General features: G+C 75.8%; 17 protein-coding genes. 13 read left to right on the plus strand and 4 right to left on the minus strand.

Annotation, left to right across the window (positions count from 1 at the left end; genetic code table 11):
• The first annotated feature begins 164 nt into the window (after window positions 1-164).
• The 13 genes from rsmI to ACVWNX_RS13145 all read left to right on the plus strand — a co-directional run bounded on the left by rsmI (window position 165) and on the right by ACVWNX_RS13145 (window position 15,030).
• Complete coding sequence (gene rsmI / locus ACVWNX_RS13085) at window positions 165-1,013, plus strand: 16S rRNA (cytidine(1402)-2'-O)-methyltransferase (RefSeq protein WP_454414742.1); 849 nt, start codon at window positions 165-167, stop codon at window positions 1,011-1,013.
• A 226-nt stretch (window positions 1,014-1,239) separates the two neighbouring features.
• Entirely contained in the window at window positions 1,240-1,779 is a 540-nt protein-coding gene (locus ACVWNX_RS13090) for a relaxase family protein (RefSeq protein WP_454414094.1), read from the plus strand.
• Between the two features lie 129 nt (window positions 1,780-1,908).
• A complete protein-coding gene (locus tag ACVWNX_RS13095; RefSeq protein WP_454414095.1) occupies window positions 1,909-2,934 on the plus strand; it encodes a TatD family hydrolase in 1,026 nt (341 codons plus the stop codon).
• Between the two features lie 181 nt (window positions 2,935-3,115).
• Window positions 3,116-4,105, plus strand: coding sequence for a 16S rRNA (adenine(1518)-N(6)/adenine(1519)-N(6))-dimethyltransferase RsmA (rsmA, locus tag ACVWNX_RS13100; RefSeq protein ID WP_454414743.1), 990 nt, complete (start codon window positions 3,116-3,118; stop codon window positions 4,103-4,105).
• Window positions 4,102-5,088 (plus strand): 4-(cytidine 5'-diphospho)-2-C-methyl-D-erythritol kinase, encoded by a 987-nt coding sequence (locus ACVWNX_RS13105; protein ID WP_454414096.1) that lies wholly within the window; start codon window positions 4,102-4,104, stop codon window positions 5,086-5,088. The genes rsmA and ACVWNX_RS13105 overlap by 4 nt, the downstream gene beginning before the upstream one ends.
• 297 nt (window positions 5,089-5,385) lie before the next feature.
• Window positions 5,386-5,943, plus strand: a complete 558-nt coding sequence (locus tag ACVWNX_RS13110; protein ID WP_454414097.1) for a GNAT family N-acetyltransferase — start codon at window positions 5,386-5,388, stop codon at window positions 5,941-5,943.
• Window positions 5,944-5,996: 53 nt separating this feature from the next.
• Window positions 5,997-7,355, plus strand: coding sequence for an acyltransferase family protein (locus tag ACVWNX_RS13115; RefSeq protein ID WP_454414098.1), 1,359 nt, complete (start codon window positions 5,997-5,999; stop codon window positions 7,353-7,355).
• Between the two features lie 207 nt (window positions 7,356-7,562).
• Window positions 7,563-9,182 carry a penicillin-binding transpeptidase domain-containing protein gene (locus tag ACVWNX_RS13120; protein ID WP_454414099.1) on the plus strand — a complete coding sequence of 540 codons (1,620 nt, stop codon included), beginning with the start codon at window positions 7,563-7,565 and terminating at the stop codon, window positions 9,180-9,182.
• Between the two features lie 431 nt (window positions 9,183-9,613).
• The gene (locus tag ACVWNX_RS13125; RefSeq protein WP_454414100.1) at window positions 9,614-11,320 is read left to right on the plus strand and encodes a penicillin-binding transpeptidase domain-containing protein; all 1,707 of its coding nucleotides are present in this window, start codon (window positions 9,614-9,616) and stop codon (window positions 11,318-11,320) included.
• 226 nt (window positions 11,321-11,546) lie between these two features.
• On the plus strand, window positions 11,547-12,386 hold the full coding sequence (locus ACVWNX_RS13130) for an EamA family transporter (protein WP_454414101.1): 840 nt from the start codon (window positions 11,547-11,549) through the stop codon (window positions 12,384-12,386).
• A 413-nt stretch (window positions 12,387-12,799) separates the two neighbouring features.
• On the plus strand, window positions 12,800-13,240 hold the full coding sequence (locus tag ACVWNX_RS13135) for an SRPBCC family protein (RefSeq protein ID WP_454414102.1): 441 nt from the start codon (window positions 12,800-12,802) through the stop codon (window positions 13,238-13,240).
• Window positions 13,241-13,410: 170 nt separating this feature from the next.
• Complete coding sequence (locus tag ACVWNX_RS13140; RefSeq protein ID WP_454414103.1) at window positions 13,411-13,761, plus strand: YciI family protein; 351 nt, start codon at window positions 13,411-13,413, stop codon at window positions 13,759-13,761.
• 3 nt (window positions 13,762-13,764) lie between these two features.
• A complete protein-coding gene (locus tag ACVWNX_RS13145; protein ID WP_454414104.1) occupies window positions 13,765-15,030 on the plus strand; it encodes an RNA polymerase sigma factor in 1,266 nt (421 codons plus the stop codon).
• Window positions 15,031-15,255: 225 nt separating this feature from the next.
• On the opposite strand, the gene ACVWNX_RS13150 is transcribed toward ACVWNX_RS13145, so the two are convergent.
• The 4 genes from ACVWNX_RS13150 to cbiQ all read right to left on the minus strand — a co-directional run bounded on the left by ACVWNX_RS13150 (window position 15,256) and on the right by cbiQ (window position 19,457).
• Window positions 15,256-16,038: an SDR family NAD(P)-dependent oxidoreductase gene (locus tag ACVWNX_RS13150; protein ID WP_454414105.1), complete on the minus strand. Its 783-nt coding sequence runs from the start codon at window positions 16,036-16,038 to the stop codon at window positions 15,256-15,258.
• A 313-nt stretch (window positions 16,039-16,351) separates the two neighbouring features.
• The gene (locus tag ACVWNX_RS13155; protein WP_454414106.1) at window positions 16,352-17,803 is read right to left on the minus strand and encodes a serine hydrolase domain-containing protein; all 1,452 of its coding nucleotides are present in this window, start codon (window positions 17,801-17,803) and stop codon (window positions 16,352-16,354) included.
• Window positions 17,804-17,868: 65 nt separating this feature from the next.
• On the minus strand, window positions 17,869-18,621 hold the full coding sequence (locus ACVWNX_RS13160; RefSeq protein ID WP_454414744.1) for an energy-coupling factor ABC transporter ATP-binding protein: 753 nt from the start codon (window positions 18,619-18,621) through the stop codon (window positions 17,869-17,871).
• A gap of 83 nt (window positions 18,622-18,704) precedes the next feature.
• Window positions 18,705-19,457 carry a cobalt ECF transporter T component CbiQ gene (gene cbiQ / locus ACVWNX_RS13165; RefSeq protein ID WP_454414746.1) on the minus strand — a complete coding sequence of 251 codons (753 nt, stop codon included), beginning with the start codon at window positions 19,455-19,457 and terminating at the stop codon, window positions 18,705-18,707.
• Window positions 19,458-19,645: the final 188 nt, after the last annotated feature.

Here is a 19,645-nt window from a genome sequence, read left to right on the forward strand (position 1 = left end):
GCGAGGGCGACGCGGCCTGAACGGTAGGGGGCGGCGGAGGCGACGGCCTGAGTGGCGGGGGACGCCGGAAGGGACGCGGCGGGGGCGGCCGGTCGCCGGGGGACGCGCGCGGGGCGGCCGGGGAGGGCGGGGCGAGCTGGGAGACTGGGAGGGTGACTGACGCTGTGGGTGGGACTCTCGTACTGGCCGGAACTCCGATCGGGGACCTCGCGGACGCCCCGCCGCGACTGGCGACGGAGCTGGGCGCGGCGGACCTGATCGCCGCCGAGGACACCCGCAGGCTGCGGCGGCTCGCCCAGGGCCTCGGCGTCCCGGTGACGGCCCGGGTGGTGTCGTACTTCGAGGGCAACGAGAGCGCCCGGACGAAGGAGCTGGTGGAGGCCCTCGCGGCGGGTTCCCGGGTGCTGCTGGTGACCGACGCGGGCATGCCGTCGGTGTCCGACCCGGGCTACCGGCTGGTCGCGGCGGCCGTGGAGCACGGGATCCGGGTCACCGCGGTGCCGGGCCCGTCGGCGGTGCTGACGGCGCTGGCGCTGTCCGGGCTGCCCGTCGACCGGTTCTGCTTCGAGGGGTTCCCGCCGCGCAAGCAGGGCGAGCGGCTGTCCCGGCTGCGGGAGGTCGCGGCGGAGCGGCGCACCCTCGTCTACTTCGAGTCGCCGCACCGGCTCGCCGACACCCTCGCCGCGATGGCGGAGGCGTTCGGCCCCGGGCGCCGGGCGGCGGTCTGCCGGGAGCTGACCAAGACGTACGAGGAGGTCCGGCGGGGACCGCTGGCGGAGCTGGCCGAGTGGGCGGCCGAGGGCGTGCGCGGGGAGATCACCGTCGTCGTGGAGGGCGCCCCCGAGCCGGGCCCCGCCGACCTGGGGCCGGAGGAGCTGGTGCGCCGGGTGCGGGAGCGCGAGGAGGCGGGCGAGCGGCGCAAGGAGGCCATCGCGGCGGTGGCGGCGGCGGCCGGGGTGCCCAAGCGGGAGGTCTTCGACGCCGTCGTGGCGGCAAAGAACACGTCTCGGTGAGCGCCAAACACGGGCAAAGGACTACCGTGGATGGCAAAGCGAGGCCCGCGCACCGGCCCCCTGGGAAACGAACGGACCAAATCGGCTCCAACACTCGACAGGCCTGATGCGCCCGGCTCGGGAGAAGCGTCCACTGGGGTGAGGAGGACGTACCCGTCCCCCACGACGCCGCCGCGGCCGCACCCGGCGCCCGGCGGCGCTTGTCCGCAGGACAAGAGGAGCTGGCATGAGTGAGATCGCAGGGACCGGTCACCCCGGCACGGCGACCGCCGTCGTCCACGAGTCGTACGCGTTCGCCTGCATGCGGTGCGGGCACGGCTGGGAGCAGTCGTACGAGATAGAGCACCACGTCGACGCCGAGGGCCACGCGTACGTGACCTATCTGGCGGACGGGCAGCGGGTGCCGTCTCCGCTGAGCCGTCCCAGCTGCCTGAACTGCGGTGGGCAGGTGGTCCGCATCATGCGGGCCGGACAGGTGTCCTCGGTGCTGAACCTGCTGCGCGGCCCGGAGGGCGCGCACCCGCGCCGCCGCAAGCCCGGGTCCCTGCCGGGACCGGTGATCGGGGCGGCCGGTCCGATCGGCCAGATGGAGGCGGAGGCGGACGGGGACGACGACCCCGGCCCGGCACGGGCCACGGCGGACCCCGCGCACCGGCCCCACCACCACTGGAGCTTCTCCCACCTGCTGCATCCGTTCCGCCACCACGGGGACCACGGCGACCGGAACGGCGGCCAAGACAGCCGCCAGGACGGCCCGGCGGACTGACACGGCCGGGTCCCGGCCCCCCGGCCCCCGGACCGTCGACCGCGACCGGCCCGGCCCGGGTGACCCCCGCCGGGCCGGTCGCGGTCGACGGGGTCCGGGAGCGGTCCACGGGATTCGTAGGATCGGGACATGCCCGCCACACCGCAGACCCCGCAGTCCCCGGACGCCCCGGACACCCCGCAGTCCTCGCAGACCCCGTCGGCAGCACGCACCCCGTCGGCACCGCAGCCCGGCGCGGGCAAGGCGGGCAAGACGGGGGCTCCCGACAGGGCGAGCAGGACGGACAGGACGGACAAGGACGCTCCCCCGCCGCCGCCCGCCCCCCTGGCGGTGCCGGTCGCCGACTCGCACACCCACCTCGACATGCAGTCGGGCACGGTGGAGGAGGCCCTGGCGAAGGCGGCGGCCGTCGGCGTCACCACGGTCGTGCAGGTCGGCTGCGACCTGGCCGGGTCCCGGTGGGCGGCCGAGACGGCGGCGCTGCACCCGTCCGTCCACGCCACGGTGGCCCTGCACCCCAACGAGGCGCCCCGGATCGTGGCGGGCGACCCGGACGGCTGGTCCCGGCAGGGCGCCCGGCCGCCCGGCGGGGAGGCGGCCCTGGACGCGGCGCTCGCCGTGATCGACGAGCTGGCGGCGCTCCCCCAGGTCAAGGGGGTCGGGGAGACCGGTCTGGACTTCTTCCGCACCGGTCCGGAGGGGCGGGCCGCGCAGGAGCGCTCGTTCCGCGCGCACATCGAGATCGCGAAGCGGCACGGCAAGGCGCTGGTCATCCACGACCGGGACGCCCACGAGGACGTGCTGCGGGTGCTGGCGGAGGAGGGCGCGCCCGAGCGGACCGTCTTCCACTGCTACTCGGGGGACGCGGAGATGGCGGAGGAGTGCGCCCGGCGGGGCTACTACATGTCGTTCGCGGGGAACGTCACCTTCAAGAACGCCCAGCCGCTGCGGGACGCCCTCGCGGTGGCGCCCGCGGAACTGGTCCTGGTGGAGACCGACGCGCCGTTCCTCACTCCGGCGCCCTACCGGGGACGGCCCAACGCGCCGTACCTGATCCCCGTCACCCTGCGGGCGATGGCGGCGGTGCGGGGCGTGGACGAGGACACGCTGGCGACGGCGATCGCCGCGAACACGGCCCGCGCCTTCGGGTACTGAGGCCCGCCCGCCGCCGGGCGACGGAGCCGCGCCCGCCCGGCGGCGGGCGGGGCGGGTCAGCCGTGGTCGGGTCGGGCCGACGGCCCGGGGACCGTACCCTTGACCGGTGAGCAGCACCGACCCCAGCACCGATCCAGGCACCGGCCCCGGCACCGGCCCACGCACCGAACCCGATCCGCTCCTGGGTCCCGCCGACATCCGCGAGCTGGCGGCGGCGCTCGGCGTGAAGCCGACCAAGCAGCGCGGCCAGAACTTCGTCATCGACGCCAACACCGTGCGCCGCATCGTCCGCACGGCCGGTGTCCGGCCCGAGGACCGGGTGGTCGAGGTGGGGCCGGGGCTCGGCTCGCTGACCCTCGCGCTGCTGGAGGCCGCCGAGCACGTCACGGCCGTCGAGATCGACGACACGCTGGCGGCGGCGCTGCCCGCGACCGTCGGGGCCCGGCTGCCCGGGCGGGCGGACCGCTTCTCGCTCGTCCACAGCGACGCCCTGCGGGTCACCGAGCTGCCCGGCCCCGCGCCGACCGCGCTGGTCGCGAACCTCCCCTACAACGTCGCCGTGCCGGTGCTGCTGCACATGCTGGAGCGGTTCCCCACCATCGAGCGGACCCTGGTGATGGTGCAGGCCGAGGTCGCCGACCGGCTGGCCGCCGCGCCCGGGTCCAAGGTGTACGGAGTGCCGTCGGTGAAGGCCGCCTGGTACGCGGAGGTCAAGCGGGCCGGGTCGATCGGCCGCAACGTGTTCTGGCCCGCGCCCAACGTCGACAGCGGACTGGTCTCGCTGGTCCGCCGCGCCGAACCGCTGACCACCACCGCCAGCCGGGCGGAGGTCTTCCGGGTGGTGGACGCGGCGTTCGCGCAGCGCCGCAAGACGCTGCGGGCGGCGCTCTCCGGATGGGCCGGTTCGGCGGCGGCGGCCGAGGCCGCGCTGGTGGCCGCCGGGGTCTCCCCGCAGGCCCGGGGCGAGTCGCTGACCGTCGAGGAGTTCGCCCGGATCGCCGAGCACGGACCCGCCGGGAAGCGGGACGCGTCCACGAGGGACTACGGCACCACGGACGCCGGGTCGGACGGGGCCAGCGGGGCCAGCGGGACCGACAAGGCCGATGAGGCCGACGGGACCGACGGTGGCGCCGGACCCGACGGAACCGGGACGGAGGGCGCGGCCGGATGACCACCGACCAGTCCCGCGCCGCCGACCAGTCCCGCGCCGCCGACCGGTCCCGCCCCGCCCCGGACGCCCCGCGCACCCCGGCGGAGGGGGTCACCGTAAGGGTCCCCGCCAAGGTGAACGCGGGGCTCGCGGTGGGCGCCGCCCGCCCCGACGGCTTCCACGACCTGGCCAACACGTTCCTCGCCGTCGGGCTGTACGACGAGGTCACCGTCACCCCGGCGGACGCCCCGGGGATCACCTGCTCCGGGCCGGACGCCGCCCAGGTGCCGCTGGACCGGAGCAACCTCGCCTGGCGCGCCGCCGAACTGCTCGCCGCGCGGTACGGGCGCGAGCCCCGGGTGCGGATCCACATCGCGAAGGACATCCCGGTCGCCGGGGGCATGGCCGGGGGCAGCGCCGACGCGGCCGGGGCCCTGCTCGCCTGCGACGCCCTGTGGGGCACCGGGGCGAGTCGCGGGGAACTGCTGGAACTCTGCGCGGAACTGGGCAGCGACGTCCCGTTCAGCCTGGTCGGCGGGGCCGCGCTCGGCACCGGACGCGGGGAGCGGCTGCGGACCCTGGAGGTCGGCGGCACCTTCCACTGGGTGTTCGCGGCGGCCGAGGGCGGACTGTCGACACCCGCGGTGTACCGGGAGTTCGACCGGCTGACGGCGGACACCGCCGTGCCCGAACCCACCGCCGCGCCCGGTCTGCTGGACGCGCTGCGCGGGGGCGACCCGGTCGCGCTGGCCGGGGCGCTGGTCAACGACCTCCAGCCCGCCGCGCTGTCGCTGTTCCCGTCGCTGGCGCGCACCCTGGAGGCGGGCCGGGAGGCCGGTGCCCTCGCGGGGATCGTCTCCGGCTCCGGCCCCACCACGGCGTTCCTGGTCAAGGACCCGGCCGCCGGGGAGACCGTCGCCGAGGCCCTGCGCTCCGGCGGCCTCTGCCGCACCGCCCGGGTGACCACCTCCCCCGCCCCCGGAGCGACCGTCCTGCCCCGCTGACCGCTGACCCCGACCCCGGACCGGAACGCCACCCGGACGGGCGCCCGGCACGGCACGGCACGGCAACGGCACGACGACGTCGATACGGGACCAGCGCCGTCCACGCGCCGGGCGCGGGAACCCTCCGCGCACGCCCCCGGCGTGCGTCGGCGCCCGGGAGCGTCGTCCAGCGCGGGCCGGTGGGCCACGACCGCGCGACCGGGCCCGGGTGCGGGGCGTCCCGGCCGTCCGACGGGCGGGACGGCCCCGCCGATAACCGGTGGCACCGACCCCGCCCCGGAACCCACCATGGTCCGCATGAGGATTCGGGCGGCGCTGGCCGCGGACGCGGCGGGAGTCGCGCGGGTGCACGTACGGGCGTGGCAGAAGGCGTTCGCGGGGATCGTCCCCGCGCACCACTTGGACGCCCTGGACCCGGTCGAGAAGGCCCGGACCTGGGAGGGGCACATCGCGGTGGCCACCGCCGACCCCGGGGCGGGCGTCCTCGTCGCCGAGGACGACGTCACGGACGGGACCGGCCACGGCGCCGGGGACCGTCCCGGGATCACCGCGTTCGCCTGCTACCGCCCGACCGGACAGGACCCCCGTCAGGGAGAACTGTCCGCCCTCTACGCCCACCCCGACCACTGGGGCACCGGCGTCGGACGGGAACTGATGGCCGCGGTGGAGACCGCGATGACGACGGCCGGGTACCGGGAGGCCACGCTGTGGGTCCTCGCCGACAACACCCGGGCGCGACGGTTCTACGAGACGGCGGGCTGGAGCTTCGACGGCACCGTCACCCAGGACCACGACGGCGGGGCCGTCCTCGACAAGCTGCGCTACGCCCGGGTCCTGGCGGATACTCAGACGTGAACTGAGTACCCGCGCCCTGTCCGCGCCCGGGCGGGCCGGGCGACCGTACCCGTATGGGAACACGTCTTCGGGAAGCGGACCGGCTGGCCGACGCGACCCCCGCGCACCGGGACCGGTGCACGGACCTGCTGCGGGTCGCCTCGCTGGGGGTGGTGGTCCTCGGGCACTGGCTGATGGCCGCCGTGACCCTCGGGGACGACGGGGCGGCCGAGGTGGGCAACCTCCTCACCGCCCTCCCCGGGGCCCAGGCGCTCACCTGGCTGTTCCAGGTGATGCCGGTGTTCTTCTTCGTGGGCGGCTTCGTCCACGCCCTGTCGTACCGTTCGCTGGCCGCCCGGACCCCGGGACCGCCCCCGTACGCGGCGTTCCTGCGGGCCCGGCTGCGCCGGCTGCTGCGCCCCACCATGGCGTTCGTCCTGGTGTGGGGCGCGGCGGCGCTCGCCCTGCAACTCTCCGACGTGGACGGCGCGCTGCTGGACCCGGCGCTGCGGCTGGTGACCCAGCCGCTGTGGTTCGTCGGGATCTATCTGGCGATGGCCGCGCTCACCCCGCCGCTGCTGCGCGCCCACGCCCGGTGGGGCTGGGGCGCGTTCGCCGCGCTGGCGGGCGCCGCCGCCTCGGTCGACGTGCTGCGGCTGGCGCTGGACGTGCCCTACGTGGAGTTCCTGAACTTCGCGTTCGTCTGGCTCGCCGTCCACCAACTGGGCTTCCTGCGCGCCGACGGACGGCTGCGCGCGCCCGTCGTCCTCGCCGGGGCGGGGCTCGCCGGGGCGGCGCTGCTGGTGGCCCTCGGCCCGTATCCGCTCTCCATGGTGGGCATGCCGGGCGAGCGGCTCTCCAACATGGCCCCGCCCACCCTGGCCCTGCTCTGCCACGGACTCTGGCTGGTCGGCGCGGTGGAACTGCTGCGCGGGCCCGCCGGACGGCTGCTGGCCCGGCGGCGGGTCTGGCGGGGCGTGGTGGTCGCGGGCGGGCTGTCGATGACCGCGTTCCTGTGGCACCTGACGGCGATGCTCGGGGTGTACGGGGCGCTGATCGCGCTGGAGGTGCCGCTGCCCGAGCCGGGTTCCGGGGTGTGGTGGGCGCAGGTGCCGCTGCGGCTGGCCGCCGCCGTGGCGCTGACGGCCCTGCTGGTCGCGGTGTTCGGACGGTTCGAGCGGCCCGGCGGGGGCGCGTCCGGCACGGTGGCGCGCCGGGGCGCGGGCCCGGTGGCGGCGGTGGGGGTGACCCTGGCGCTGCTCGGGGTGCTCGGGCTCTCCCTGGTCGGCTTCGCGGGTCTGCTGGACGGGCACAGCGCCCTGTTGGTCGCGGTGCGGGTGACGGCCCCGGTCGCGGTCGCGATGGCGGTGGCGGGCTGGCTGCTGGTGGAACGCGCGGGCGCCCCGGCGCGACGGCGCGCCCCCACGGCCTGACCGGAACGCCCCGGGGCCCCGGGCGACCTGAGGCCCCGTCCGGAAGGACCCGCCGTCCCCGCCGTCGCCGCCCCGCCCCCCTCCCGTCCCCCTCTCCGTCCCTCTCGGCACCGCTCCCGTCACCCAGCGCACACACACGCCCTCTACGCTGGCTTCCGACACGGCTCGCGCACTGCCCCGGGTACGGGCGGACCAGGAGAGGACGGCATGCGCAACGGAGCGAAGACGGCGATCGTCGGCGGGGTGTTCGCCGCCATGCTCGGCGGCGCGGCCTACGGCGGCTACACGCTGATCGGCGGGCTGGGCCTGGGCGCGGACGAGGAACGGCTGCCGAAGGGGCCGCCGACGGCGGCCGAGGTCGACTCGGTGACCAAGCGGTTCTTCGCCGCCTGGCAGAAGGGCGACACCGGCGCCGCCGCCGCGGCCACCAACAACGCGGCGTCGGCCCGCCCGGTGTTCATCGGCTTCAAGGACGCGGCGGGCCTCACCAACGTCCGCATCACCCCCGGGAAGGTCCGGGGCACCACCGTCCCCTACACGGTGCGCGCCACCGTCACCCACGAGCGGCTGAGCGAGCCGGTGTCGTACACGACCCGGCTGACCGTGGTGCGCGGGGTGACGACGGGTCTGCCCCTGGTCGACTGGAAGCCGAGCGTGGTGCACCCCGCGCTGCGGAAGAAGGACGACGCCCTGGTCACCGGTACGGCGTCCGCCCCCGGGGTGAACGCCGTCGACCGGGACGGTCGGGTGCTCACCCGGAAGAAGTACCCGTCCCTCGCCCCCGTCCTCAACCAGTTGCGCGAGACGTACGGGGAACGGGTGGGCGGCACCCCGGGGGTGGAGCTGGCGGTCCGGCACACCGGTGAGGTGCCGGACACCCCGCTGGTCACCCTCGCCGAGGGCAGGCCCGGCGAACTGGGCACCACGCTGAGCGCACCGGTCCAGCGGGCCGCCGAGCGGGCCGTGCGGCGCCACCCCGATTCGTCGGTGGTGGCGGTGCGGCCCAGCACCGGCGAGGTGCTGGCGGTCGCCAACCACCGGGACGACGGTTTCAACGCCGCGTTCCAGGGGCAGTTGGCGCCCGGCTCCACCATGAAGATCGTCACCGCGGCCACCCTGATCGAGAACGGGGTGGCCACCGCCGACGGTCCGGCGCCCTGCCCCGACACGACGGTGTGGCAGGGGCAGACGTTCAAGAACGTCACCGGTCTGGCCGCGAACCCCTCGGCCGACCTCCAGGACAGCTTCCGGCGCTCCTGCAACACCGCGTTCATCGACCTCATGGGCGAGGAGCCGCTGACCGACGCCTCCCTCACCGAGACCGCCCGGGACGGCTTCGGGCTGGGCCGCGACGACTGGCGCACCGGCATCGCCTCCTTCGACGGCCGGGTCCCCGGGGACTCCGGCCCCGACCGGGCGGCCAACGCCCTGGGACAGGGGCGGGTGCAGATGAGCCCGCTGGCGATGGCGTCGGTGACGGCGACCGCGATGACCGGCGCCTTCCGTCAGCCGTACGTGGTGCCGAGGACCCTGGACGACCGGCCGTTCGCCACCGCCGAGGGCCTCGCCCCCGGCACCGTCGCGCAGTTGCGGCGGATGATGTCGGCCACCGCCACCAACGGGACCGGCGCCAAGGCGATGGCCGGGCTCAGCGGGGACATCGGGGCGAAGACCGGCTCCGCCGAGGTCGCCGGGCAGGCGAAGGCGAACGGCTGGTTCGTCGGCTACCGGGGCGACCTGGCGGTGGCGGCGGTCACCGAGGCGGGCGGACGCGGCGGCGAATCGGCCGGACCGATCGTGGCGGACGTGCTGCGCGCCGGGGGCTGACCTCGTCCCCCTTCGCCTCCCCGCCCACCTGTCTCTCCTGTCTCTACCTGTCTCTCCTGTCGCCTCCGCCCGGGAACGTCCAAGCGTTTTGCGTGCGGCTCGCCGGTTTCGTCCGAAGTGGAACCGTACGGACGCGGGCGGTCTCCTCACTCGTGGGGGAAACCGGCGTCGCCGTACGGGGGTTCGTCGACGGGTCGCCGTCCGGCCATCGTCCGGCCACCATCCGGCCCGGCCCCGTTCCGGCGGCCGGGGCGGTGTGCCGACAGGCCCTAGGGTGAACGGGTGGGGGGCCACGGCATCCGGGGCGGGACCACGGACACCGCCGGGAAGCGACCGCCACGCGGGACGACCACCGCGCGGAGCAGCGGCACGGCGGCGGTACGGCGGTGCGGAAGAGCTGGTCAGCGGACCAGCGGAACGACGGAGGACGTGTGGGCAAGAGAAGGCGCGACGAGCGCCCCGGAACCGGAACGCGACGGCCCGCCCTGCTGGGCGGAGTGATCGCGGGGGTGGTGGTCGTCGGCGGGGCCGGCTTCGCCGCCTGGACGCTGCTGGGCGACGGGTCCGGTTCGGAACCCCGGATACCCAAGGGGCCGCCCACCGCCGCCGAGGTCACCGAGACCGGGAAGGCGTTCCTGACCGCGTGGGGCAAGGGGGACACCGCCCGCGCCGCCGCCCTCACCGACGACGCGCCCGCCGCCCGCGCCGCGCTCACCGGCCTCACCCGGGACGCCCGCTTCAGCGCGGTGACGCTCACCCCCGGACCCCGCAAGGGCGCCCGTCTCCCGTTCGACGTCAAGGCGACCGTCACCCACGCGGGACACAGCAAGCCCCTCGACTACTCCTCCGCGCTCACCGTGGTGCGGCGCCCCGTCGACGGCAAGGTGTTCGTCGGCTGGCGCCCCTCGGTGGCGCACCCCGAACTGAAGGCCGGGGACCGGCTGGTGACCGGCGAGTCGGGCACCCCGCCGATCAAGGCCCTGGACCGTTCCGGCGCCGAGCTGACCCCGGAGAAGTACCCCTCGCTGGGCGGCGTCCTGGACGCGCTGCGCGACCGCTACGGCGACAAGGCGGGCGGCTCGGCAGGCGTCGAGCTGCGGATCGTCCGCGCGAAGGGCGACGGGCCGGAGAAGGACACCACCGGCACCAAGGCGGCGGGCGCGGACGCGGAGAAGACCGAAGAGCTGCCCGACAAGACCCTGCTGACCCTCGCCGAGGGCACCCCGGGCTCCCTGAAGACCACCATCAGCCCGGAGGCCCAGGCCGCCGCCGAGCGGGAGACCGCCAAGCGGCCGGGGGCGTCGGTGGTGCTCCTCAAGCCCAGCACCGGTGAGATACTCGCGGCCGCCAACTCCCGTCCCGAGGGCTTCAACGTGGCCTTCCAGGGCTCGCTGGCCCCCGGCTCCACCATGAAGATCGTCTCGGCGGCGCTGCTGCTGGAGAAGGACCTCGCGGGCATCGACAAGAAGCACCCGTGCCCCAAGTACGCCTCCTACGGCGGCTGGAAGTTCCAGAACCTGGAGAAGTTCAAGATCAAGAACGGCACCTTCCGGGCCAGCTTCGCGTCCTCCTGCAACACCGCCTTCATCTCCCGGGCCAAGAAGCTGCGCGACGACGACCTCACCCGGCACGCCCGCGACGTGTTCGCCCTGGGACGCGACGACTGGGCCATCGGGGTGCCGACCTTCGACGGGGCGGTGCCCGTCCAGCGGGACGCGCCCAAGGCCGCCTCGCTGATCGGTCAGGGCGGGGTGCGGGCCAACCCGCTGAACATGGCGAGCGTCGTGGCGACCGCCAAGACCGGCACCTTCGCCCAGCCCTATCTGGTCGCGCCCGAGGTGGACGACCGCGCCCTGGCCACCGCCCCCCGCAAGCTCGACGCCGACGCCCACCGCCAGCTGCGCGAACTCCTGCGCTACACCGCCACGTCCGGCTCGGCGGCCGAGGCGATGGCCGGGCTCGGCGCCGACGTCGGGGCGAAGACCGGCTCCGCCGAGGTGGACGGCCAGAAGAAGCCCAACGGCTGGTTCACCGCCTGGCGCGGCGACGTGGCCGGGGCCGCCGTGGTCCAGAAGGGCGGCCGGGGCGGCAAGTCGGCGGGCCCGCTGGTCGCGAAGCTGCTGAAGGCCACGGGCTGAACGGGGTGGTGGACCCCGGCAGCCACGCGGAACGGTGCCGTCCGGGCGGGACGGCAGCCACCCGCGACCGGGCGGAACGCCGATGCGCGGGCGGGGCGGTGAGCCCCTATGGCCATACGGGGCGGTGCCGTCCGAACGGGGCGGTGAACCCCCGCGACCTGGCGGAACGCCGCCGACCGGGCGGGGCGGCGCGCGCCCACGGCCGCCCGGGCGGGGTGGCGGCCCGGTGACCCCGCTGGTCGCCGCCGCCGTGCTGCTCGCCGCCGTCACCCACGCGTCCTGGAACGCCATCGCGCACCGGATCACCGACAAGCTCGTCGGCCTCACCCTGATATCCGGCGGCGGGGCCCTGACCGGCCTCGCCGTCGCGCCCTTCGTCCCGCTGCCCGCCGCCGGGGCCTGGCCGTACCTGGTGGCGTCGGTGGTCCTGCACATCGCCTACAAGGCGCTGCTGATGCGGTCCTTCGCCCTGGGGGACTTCGGGCAGGCGTACCCGATCGCCCGGGGCAGCGCGCCGCTGATGGTCACCGCCCTGGCCGCCGTGTTCGCCGACGAGTACCCGGGCACCTGGCAGGGCGCCGGGATCCTGGTCGCCTGCGCGGGGCTCACGGGCGTGGCGCTGTGGGGGCTGCGCGGGCGCCGCCCCGACTGGCCCGCGATCGTCGCGGCGCTGGCCACCGGGGTGTCCATCGCGGTGTACACCGTCGTGGACGGCGTCGGGGTCCGCGCCTCCGGCACCACCCTCGGCTATCTGGCCTGGCTGTTGATCCTGGAGGGGTTCGCCGTCCCCCTCTACGCGCTGTGGCGCTGGCGCGGCGGCCTCCCCGGGCGGCTGCGCCCGCACGCCGCCGTGGGACTGCTGGGCGCGGGGCTCTCCGTCCTCGCGTACGGGCTGGTCCTGTGGGCCCAGACCCGCGCCGCCCTGGCGCCCGTCGCCGCGCTGCGGGAGTCCAGCATCATCGTCGGCGCGGCGATCGGCGCGCTGCTGTTCCGCGAACGGTTCGGGGCGGCCCGGGTGGCGGCCTCGGCGGTACTGGCCCTGGGCATCGGGCTGATGCTGGTCTGAGGGGGGTGGCCCGGGCCCGCCGCGCGCGGGGCGGCGTCCTCCGCCGTTTCCGTCCGACCGCCGCCGAAGGGGGACGGGCGGGCGAAGTCCTCGTCCCGGTCGGGCACCGGCCACCGCGCACGGACCCACCGCGAAACGGAAACCCCGGGTGGACGGCTCGGAACCGGTCCACCCGGGGCCCGCGGACAGCCTTCCGAAGGGGCTGCCCGACGGTTTCCCAGCGTAACGCCGGAACGGGTGCCGCACGTCCGCGTGCCGATGGGTGAGTTCGCCCTGGTCCGGCGCGTTCACCACCCGCACGGAAACTCCTCGACGGAGATTCACGAGGCGGTGTCGAAACGGGGGCCGCTCGGGCGTCAGGGAAGTGAGCGGGTGGCGAACGGCTGCCGCGCACGACGTCACAGGAGGACCGTATGAGCACTCGCCCCGGGAAGACCGCCACGGCGCTGGTGAGCCGCCGGGCGGAGGTCGGCGCCGCGCCGTCGGTGGTCTTCGCCCTGCTGACCGCGCCGGACGAGCACGTCGGTCTGGACGGCACCGGCGAGGTGCGGGGCGTCGTCGAGGCGCCGGAGCGACTGGAGCTCGGCTCGGTGTTCCGGATGCGGATGAAGGGCTACACCACCACCAACACCGTCGTGGAGTTCGAGCGGGACGCCCTGATCGCGTGGCGGCACCGGGGTCGGCACGTGTGGCGATGGCAGGTGCGGGCGGTGCCCGGCGGTAGCGAGGTCACGGAGACGTTCGACTACACCGCCAAGCGGGTCCGGTGGCTGGTACGGCTCGTCGGGATCCCCCGGCGGGCCGGTACCGCGATGGACAAGACCCTCACCGCGCTGCGGGCGCGGTTCGCCTGAGCAGCCGGGCCGTCCCGATGGACCCGCCGCACGGGCGCCACGTCTCCCGGCCCACCGAGGAACAACCCGAGAACAGCTGAAAGACACGTGTCCTACGCTGTCGAAACCCCGTCCGTTCGCGCGTCGAACAGACGAGAGGCGGTACCGCCGCCGCGAGGAGAGGGAACACCATGCGCTACATCCTGATGTCACACGTCGACGACTCCGCCCTGACCGAGCTGGCTCCGGAGGAGTTCCAGGCCGCGATGGAACGCTTCGTCGGCTTCACCACGGCGCTGGCCGAATCCGGGGTGCTGCGCGGCGCGGAGCAGCTCCAGCCCGCCGACACGGCGACCACGGTGCGCAACCGGCAGGGCGACGTCCTGCTCACCGACGGGCCCTACGCCGAACTGGCGGAGTCCTTCGGCGGCTTCTGGATCGTGGAGGCGGCCGACCTGGACACCGCGCTGAAGTACGCGGCCGACTGCCCCGCGGCGGACTTCGGCTCGGTCGAGGTGCGCTCCCTGGCCGAGCTGGGCTGACGGATGCCGGACCCGGTCGAGACCGCCGTCGAACACGTCTACCGGGCCCAGTGGCCCACGCTGGTCGCCACCCTGGCCCGGTGGACCGGCGACCTCGACCGGGCCGAGGAAGCCGCCGCCGAGGCGGTGGCCGCGGCCTTCGAGACCTGGCCCCGGGACGGGATTCCCGCCCGTCCCGGCGCCTGGCTGCACACCACCGCCCGCCGCAAGGTCCTCGACCGGCTGCGCCGCGACCGCGTCGCCGTCGGCAAACTCTCGACCCTCGCCCATGAACTGCGCGACGCTCCGGCGGCCGACAGCGTCAGCGACCCCGACGACCCGTTCGCCGCCGTCCACTGGTCCGACACCGCCGCCGAGGACCTCCTCCGGCTGATCTTCACCTGCTGCCACCCCGCCCTCGCGCCTTCCGCCCAGGTACCGCTCGCGCTGCGCCTGCTGTGCGGGCTGACCGCTGCCGAGACCGCCCGTCTGCTGCTCACCACCGAACCGACCGTCGCCCAGCGCGTGGTCCGGGCCAAACGCAAGATCCGCGACGCCGGGATCACGCTGGACATCCCGCCGCGCTCGGCCTGGCCCGACCGTCTGAACGCCGTACTGACCGTCATCGGCCTGGTGTTCACCGAAGGACACACGGCCGTCGAGGGCCCGGCGCTGTTCCGCGCCACCCTGTGCGACGAGGCACTCCGTCTGGCGGCCCTGCTGCGCAGACTGCTGCCCGACGAACCCGAGGTCCTCGGGCTGTCGGCGCTGCTCCTGCTCACCGACGCCCGGCGGGACGCCCGCACCGACGGCGACGTCCTGGTCCTGCTCGCCGATCAGGATCGCGGCCGCTGGCGGTGGGACGACATCGACCATGGACTCCACCTCGCCACCCGGGCCCTTCGCCGAAGCGGTGACCGCCCCGGCCGCTGGGTGCTGGAGGCGGGCATCGCCGCCCTCCAGGTCCAGCCCGTGCCGGACAGGGAGGCCATCGTCACCCTCTACGACCGGCTCGCCGAGCGGACTCCGTCCCCGGCGGTCCTGGCGAACCGGGCCGCCGCGATCGCCCTGGCCCGCGGGCCCGCCGCGGGCATGGCCGCCCTCGGGGACGTCCAGGCCGCTCCCGGGGACCACCGGCTGCTCTTGCTCCGTGCCGAACTGTCCGCCGGGCTCGGTCGGCACGCCGAAGCACGGCAGCTGATGCACCAGGCGCTCGGTGCCGCCCGGAACGACGTCGAACGCCGCCATCTGCGACGACGGCTCGACACCTGGGCCGATTCCGGCATCTGAGCCCGACGCCGTGGGGGACCTGGAGTCGGGCTGGGCACGGCGAGGCCGACCCGTTCGTCCTCGGGGCAGCGGACGGGGCGCGGGGCTGGTGCGGGGCGGGCCGCCCGTGATCACCCGGGTGATCACGGGCGGCCCGGAACCTGCCGACCCCCGGGCCGGTCGGCCGCCACCCGCACCTGGGTGGTCCCGTTGTGGACGGTCGCGTCCGGCCCGGAGGGAACGGCGTCAGTCGCGCCAGGCCGTCGTCCGGAACGCGGTGTTGACGGCCAGGATGCCGCCGTCCACCGGCAGGGTGACCCCGGTGATCCACGCCGCGTCGGCGGAGGCCAGGAAGGCCGCCGCCGCCGCGATGTCCTCCGGTTCCCCGACCCGTCCCAGCGGGTACAGCGCGCGCACCCGGTCCACGTCCTCGCCCCGTTCGGACCAGGCGGGCGTCCGCACCGTGCCGGGGGCGACCAGGTTGACCCGTACGCCCCGGTCCGCGACCTGGCCCGCGAGGGTCCGGGTCAGGGAGATCAGGCCCGCCTTGGCGGCGCTGTACGCGTGGCCGCCGAAGTCCTGGAGGCCGTTGACCGAGCCGATGTTGACGATCGCCCCGCGCCCGGACGACTCCAGCGCCCCCATCGCGGCCCGCGCGCAGCGGAGCGCGCCGGTCAGCGTGACGTCGAGGTCGCGCGTCCAGTCCTCGTCGGTCAGGTCCTCCAGCCGGGGCGGCTCGTCGGTGGCCGCGAAGGCGTTGTTGACCAGGACGTCCAGCGTGCCGAACGCCTCGACGGCCCGGGCGACCGCCGCTCGGGCGTCCTCGCCGCGGCCCACGTCGCAGCGGAGCGCCTCGGCGGTGCCGCCCTCGTCCCGCAGCGCGGCGGCGAGCCGGTCGGCCGCCTCCGCGTCCACGTCCGTGACCAGGACGCCCGCCCCCTCGGCGGCGAACCGCCGGGCCGTCGCCGCGCCGATGCCCCGGCCCGCGCCGGTGACCATTACCCCGTGTCCCTCGAACCTGCGTGTCATGACCGGAACCTACCCGGCAAGATCACTCCGGATCGAGAGCCGGGACGGAATCCCCGGACGGGGGCTCTCGGGACGGCGCGCTGGGGCGGCTCGCTGGGCGGCTCTCACTGGGCAACGGCTTTGGGCAACGGCTTTGGGCAACGGCTTTGGGCAGCGGCTTTGGGCAGCGGCTTTGGGCGGAGGCTTTGGGCGGAAGCGCCGTACGGAGTCGGACCGCCCGTGCGGGACCGCCCGGACCCGCCCGGCGCGACCCGGACCCGGCGGACCCGACCGGGGCGAACGGGACCCGCGGACCCGCCCGGCCCGGCGGGGTTCAGCCGCTCACCGCCGCCCGGACCGCCCGCACCAGCGCCTGGGCCCGGGGGTCGGAGGTGACGGACTTGCGCAGCCCGTTGGTGACGTACCCGAAGGCGATCCCGCTCTCCGGGTCGGCGAAGCCCAGCGGGCCACCGCGCCCGGGGTGCCCGAACGACCCCGGGCCGAGCAGCGGGGAGGCGGGGCCGTGCAGCATGAACCCGGCGCCGAACCGGGTGTTGATGACGAGGACCCGGTCCGGGCCCGTCGACGCCTCGGCCCGCGCCAGGGCCAGCGTCCCCGGCTCGAACAGGCCCGGACCGCCGTCCACCGGACCGGTCAGCGCCGCGTAGAAACGGGACAGCGCCCCGGCCGTCATGATCCCGTTCGACGCGGGCAGCACGGCCGCCCGGTACGCGGGGGCGTTCTCGTCGGGCGCCGGGGTGATCGCGGCGAACGTCCGGCGGGTGAGCGAGTCCGGGTCCGCGTACGCCTCGGAGACGTTGCGCCGGGGCCGCAGCCGGGGCCCGTCGGACGCGGCGGCGGGGGCCTCGGCGGACCCGACCCGGCCCACCCGGTGGGCCTCGCCGGGCGGCAGCCCCACCCACAGGTCGAGGCCGAGGGGCCGGGCGAGATGGGTGTCGACCCACTCCCCGAACGGCACCCCGGTCACCCGCCGGACGAGTTCCGCCGTCAGCCAGCCGAAGGTGTGGGCGTGGTAGCCGTGGTCGGTGCCCGGCGTCCAGAACGGGCGCTGCGCGGCGAGGGCGGCGGCGGTCAGCTCCGGGTCGGCGGCCTCGGCCGGGGTCAGCGGACGGTCCAGGGCGGGTACCCCGGCCCGGTGCGCGAGCACGTGCCGGACGGTGGTGGCGCCCTTGCCCTCGGCCCGGTACTCGGGCCAGTACGCGGCGACCGGGTCGTCGAGGTCGAGCGCGCCGCGCTGGTGCAGCAGGAGCAGGGCCGCCGCGGCGACGCCCTTGGTCACGGAGCGCACGAGCTGCGCGGTGTCCCGGGCCCAGGGCGCGCCGCCCGGGCCTCGTCGCCCCGTGCCGTCGTCCGTGGTCGGACCGCCGTCCGGGCCACGCTTCACCGGGCCGCCGTCCTGATCCGGGCCGCCGGACGGGTCGGGGTGGCCGGACGGATCGGGGTCGCCGTAGACGTGACCGGACGGGCCGCCGTCGGGGCGGCCGGGGTGGCCGGACGGGTCGCCGTCGATGTCGCGGGCGCCCGCCCACAGCTCGACGACCTTGCGCCCGTCCCGGTGCACCACCAGCGCGGCTCCGACCTCCGCCCGGTCGGTGAAGTTCCGCGTGAACGCCTCCCGGACGCCCTCGAAGCCCGGGGCGACCACTCCGTGTACCGGTACCGGTGCGGACGTCGGCGCCGGGAGGGCGGGGGGCCGGTCCGGGGTGCGCGGCAAAGGCGCGGAAGCATCCGTTCCGGTCGTGGGCGCGCTCGCTTCGGTGGTCATGGGTCCCGTTCCCCCGTCCTCGGTGGCATCGTGTGTAACGCCCACCCAAGGTACGGCGATTCCCGTCACCGTCCGGCGTCCGCCCCCGACGGCGGCACGGTCCGGGGGTCGAAGCCGAACGGCAGCTCCAGCCGGTGGCGTCCCAGCAGCTCCGGATCGCGCAGCAGCGCACCGGTCGGACCGTCGGCGGCGACGACCCCCTCGCTGAGGATCACCGCGCGCGGACACAGCTCCAGGGCGTACGGGAGGTCGTGGGTGACCATCAGCACGGTGAGGTCCAGGGCGCGCAGCACGTCCGCGAGTTCGCGGCGGGAGGCGGGGTCCAGGTTGGAGGAGGGCTCGTCCAGGACGAGGACCTCGGGACGGGTCGCCAGCACCGTCGCCACGCAGACCCGGCGGCGCTGCCCGAACGAGAGGTGGTGCGGGGCCCGGTCCGCGTGCGCGGTCATGCCGACGAGGTCGAGGGCCTCGGCGACCCGGTCGGCCAGTTCCGCGCCGCGCAGCCCGGCGTTGGCGGGGCCGAACGCCACGTCCTCCCGCACGGTGGGCATGAACAGCTGGTCGTCCGGGTCCTGGAAGACGATGCCCACCCGGCGGCGGACCTCCCGGACCGTACGGGGGCCGACCGTCAGCCCGGCCACCTCCACGGTGCCCGCGCCCGCCGTGAGCACCCCGTTCAGATGCAGGGCCAGGGTGGTCTTCCCGGCGCCGTTGGGGCCCAGCAGCGCGACCCGTTCGCCCCGCTCGATCCGCAGGTCCACCCCGTACAGGGCCTGGTGTCCGTCCGGGTAGGCGTAGGCCAGGCCCCGGACGTCCAGCGAGGGGGGCGGCGACGCGTCGGGGCCGGGTGGCGGCGAGACGGGGTCGGGTGGCGGCGTGTCGGAGCCGGGTGGCCGCCGGGTCACCACGGCCACGCCCCGGCGCCCAGGGTCCCCGCGCACACCAGCCCCGCGGCGAGGGGCAACGCGAGGGCGCGTGCCCAGTCGCCGCGCGCCGTGGTGGTGCGCTCGGTGGTGGGCAGTGTTCCGGTGTACCCCCTGCTGAGCATCGCCAGGTGCACCCGTTCCCCCCGTTCGTAGCAGCGGACGAACAGCGCCCCGGCGGTCCGCGCCAGGACCGCCCAGTGGCGGGGGCGGCTGTCCCCCGCGCCCCGGGACAGCTGGGCGATCCGCATCCTGCGCAGTTCGTCGGTGACGACGTCCGCGTACCGGACCATGAACATCGCGATCTGGACCAGCGGGCCCGGCAGCCGCAGCCGCTCCAGTCCCCGCACCAGGTCCCGCAGCGGGGTGGTCGCGGCGAGCAGTACCGAGGCGGCGACCCCCAGGGTGCCCTTGACCAGGACGTTCACCGCGCCCCACAGCCCCTCGACGCTCAGCGGCAGCCCGAGGACGACGGTCCGCTCCCCTTCCGCGACGAACGGCAGCAGCACGGCGAACGCGACGAACGGCACCTCGATCAGCAGCCGCCGCGCCAGTGTGCCCAGCGGCACCCGGGCCAGCCGGGCGACCACGAGCAGCAGGACCGCGTACCCCGCGAACGCCCCGAGCGCGGTCCGGGGCGTGGCGACGACCACCACGACGAAGCAGAACACCGCCGCGATCTTGGCGTGCGGGGGGAGGGCGTGGACCGGGGAGTCCCCCGGCAGGTACAGGCCCCGGGCGGGCCGCCCCGCGCTTGGGGGCCGTCTTGCCGGTTCCGTCGGCCCTGGCGGTCCTGTCGGTCCCACCGGTCCTGTTGACCCCGTTGACCCCGTTGACCCAATTGGTCCTATTGGCCCTGCTGGCCCCGCCGATCGCGTCAGTCCCTTTGGCCGTACGGGTTCCGCTGGCCCTGTCGGCC

This window comes from Streptomyces sp. JNUCC 64, from assembly GCF_054484115.1.

Bases quoted from the DNA above. Each gene is read 5' to 3' on its own strand.
- ACVWNX_RS13090 (WP_454414094.1), top strand. From the start codon at position 1,240: ATGAGTGAGATCGCAGGGACCGGTCACCCCGGCACGGCGACCGCCGTC.
- ACVWNX_RS13095 (WP_454414095.1), top strand. From the start codon at position 1,909: ATGCCCGCCACACCGCAGACCCCGCAGTCCCCGGACGCCCCGGACACC.
- ACVWNX_RS13105 (WP_454414096.1), top strand. From the start codon at position 4,102: ATGACCACCGACCAGTCCCGCGCCGCCGACCAGTCCCGCGCCGCCGAC.
- ACVWNX_RS13110 (WP_454414097.1), top strand. From the start codon at position 5,386: ATGAGGATTCGGGCGGCGCTGGCCGCGGACGCGGCGGGAGTCGCGCGG.
- ACVWNX_RS13115 (WP_454414098.1), top strand. From the start codon at position 5,997: ATGGGAACACGTCTTCGGGAAGCGGACCGGCTGGCCGACGCGACCCCC.
- ACVWNX_RS13120 (WP_454414099.1), top strand. From the start codon at position 7,563: ATGCGCAACGGAGCGAAGACGGCGATCGTCGGCGGGGTGTTCGCCGCC.
- ACVWNX_RS13135 (WP_454414102.1), top strand. From the start codon at position 12,800: ATGAGCACTCGCCCCGGGAAGACCGCCACGGCGCTGGTGAGCCGCCGG.
- ACVWNX_RS13140 (WP_454414103.1), top strand. From the start codon at position 13,411: ATGCGCTACATCCTGATGTCACACGTCGACGACTCCGCCCTGACCGAG.
- ACVWNX_RS13145 (WP_454414104.1), top strand. From the start codon at position 13,765: ATGCCGGACCCGGTCGAGACCGCCGTCGAACACGTCTACCGGGCCCAG.
- ACVWNX_RS13150 (WP_454414105.1), bottom strand. From the start codon at position 16,038: ATGACACGCAGGTTCGAGGGACACGGGGTAATGGTCACCGGCGCGGGC.
- ACVWNX_RS13155 (WP_454414106.1), bottom strand. From the start codon at position 17,803: ATGACCACCGAAGCGAGCGCGCCCACGACCGGAACGGATGCTTCCGCG.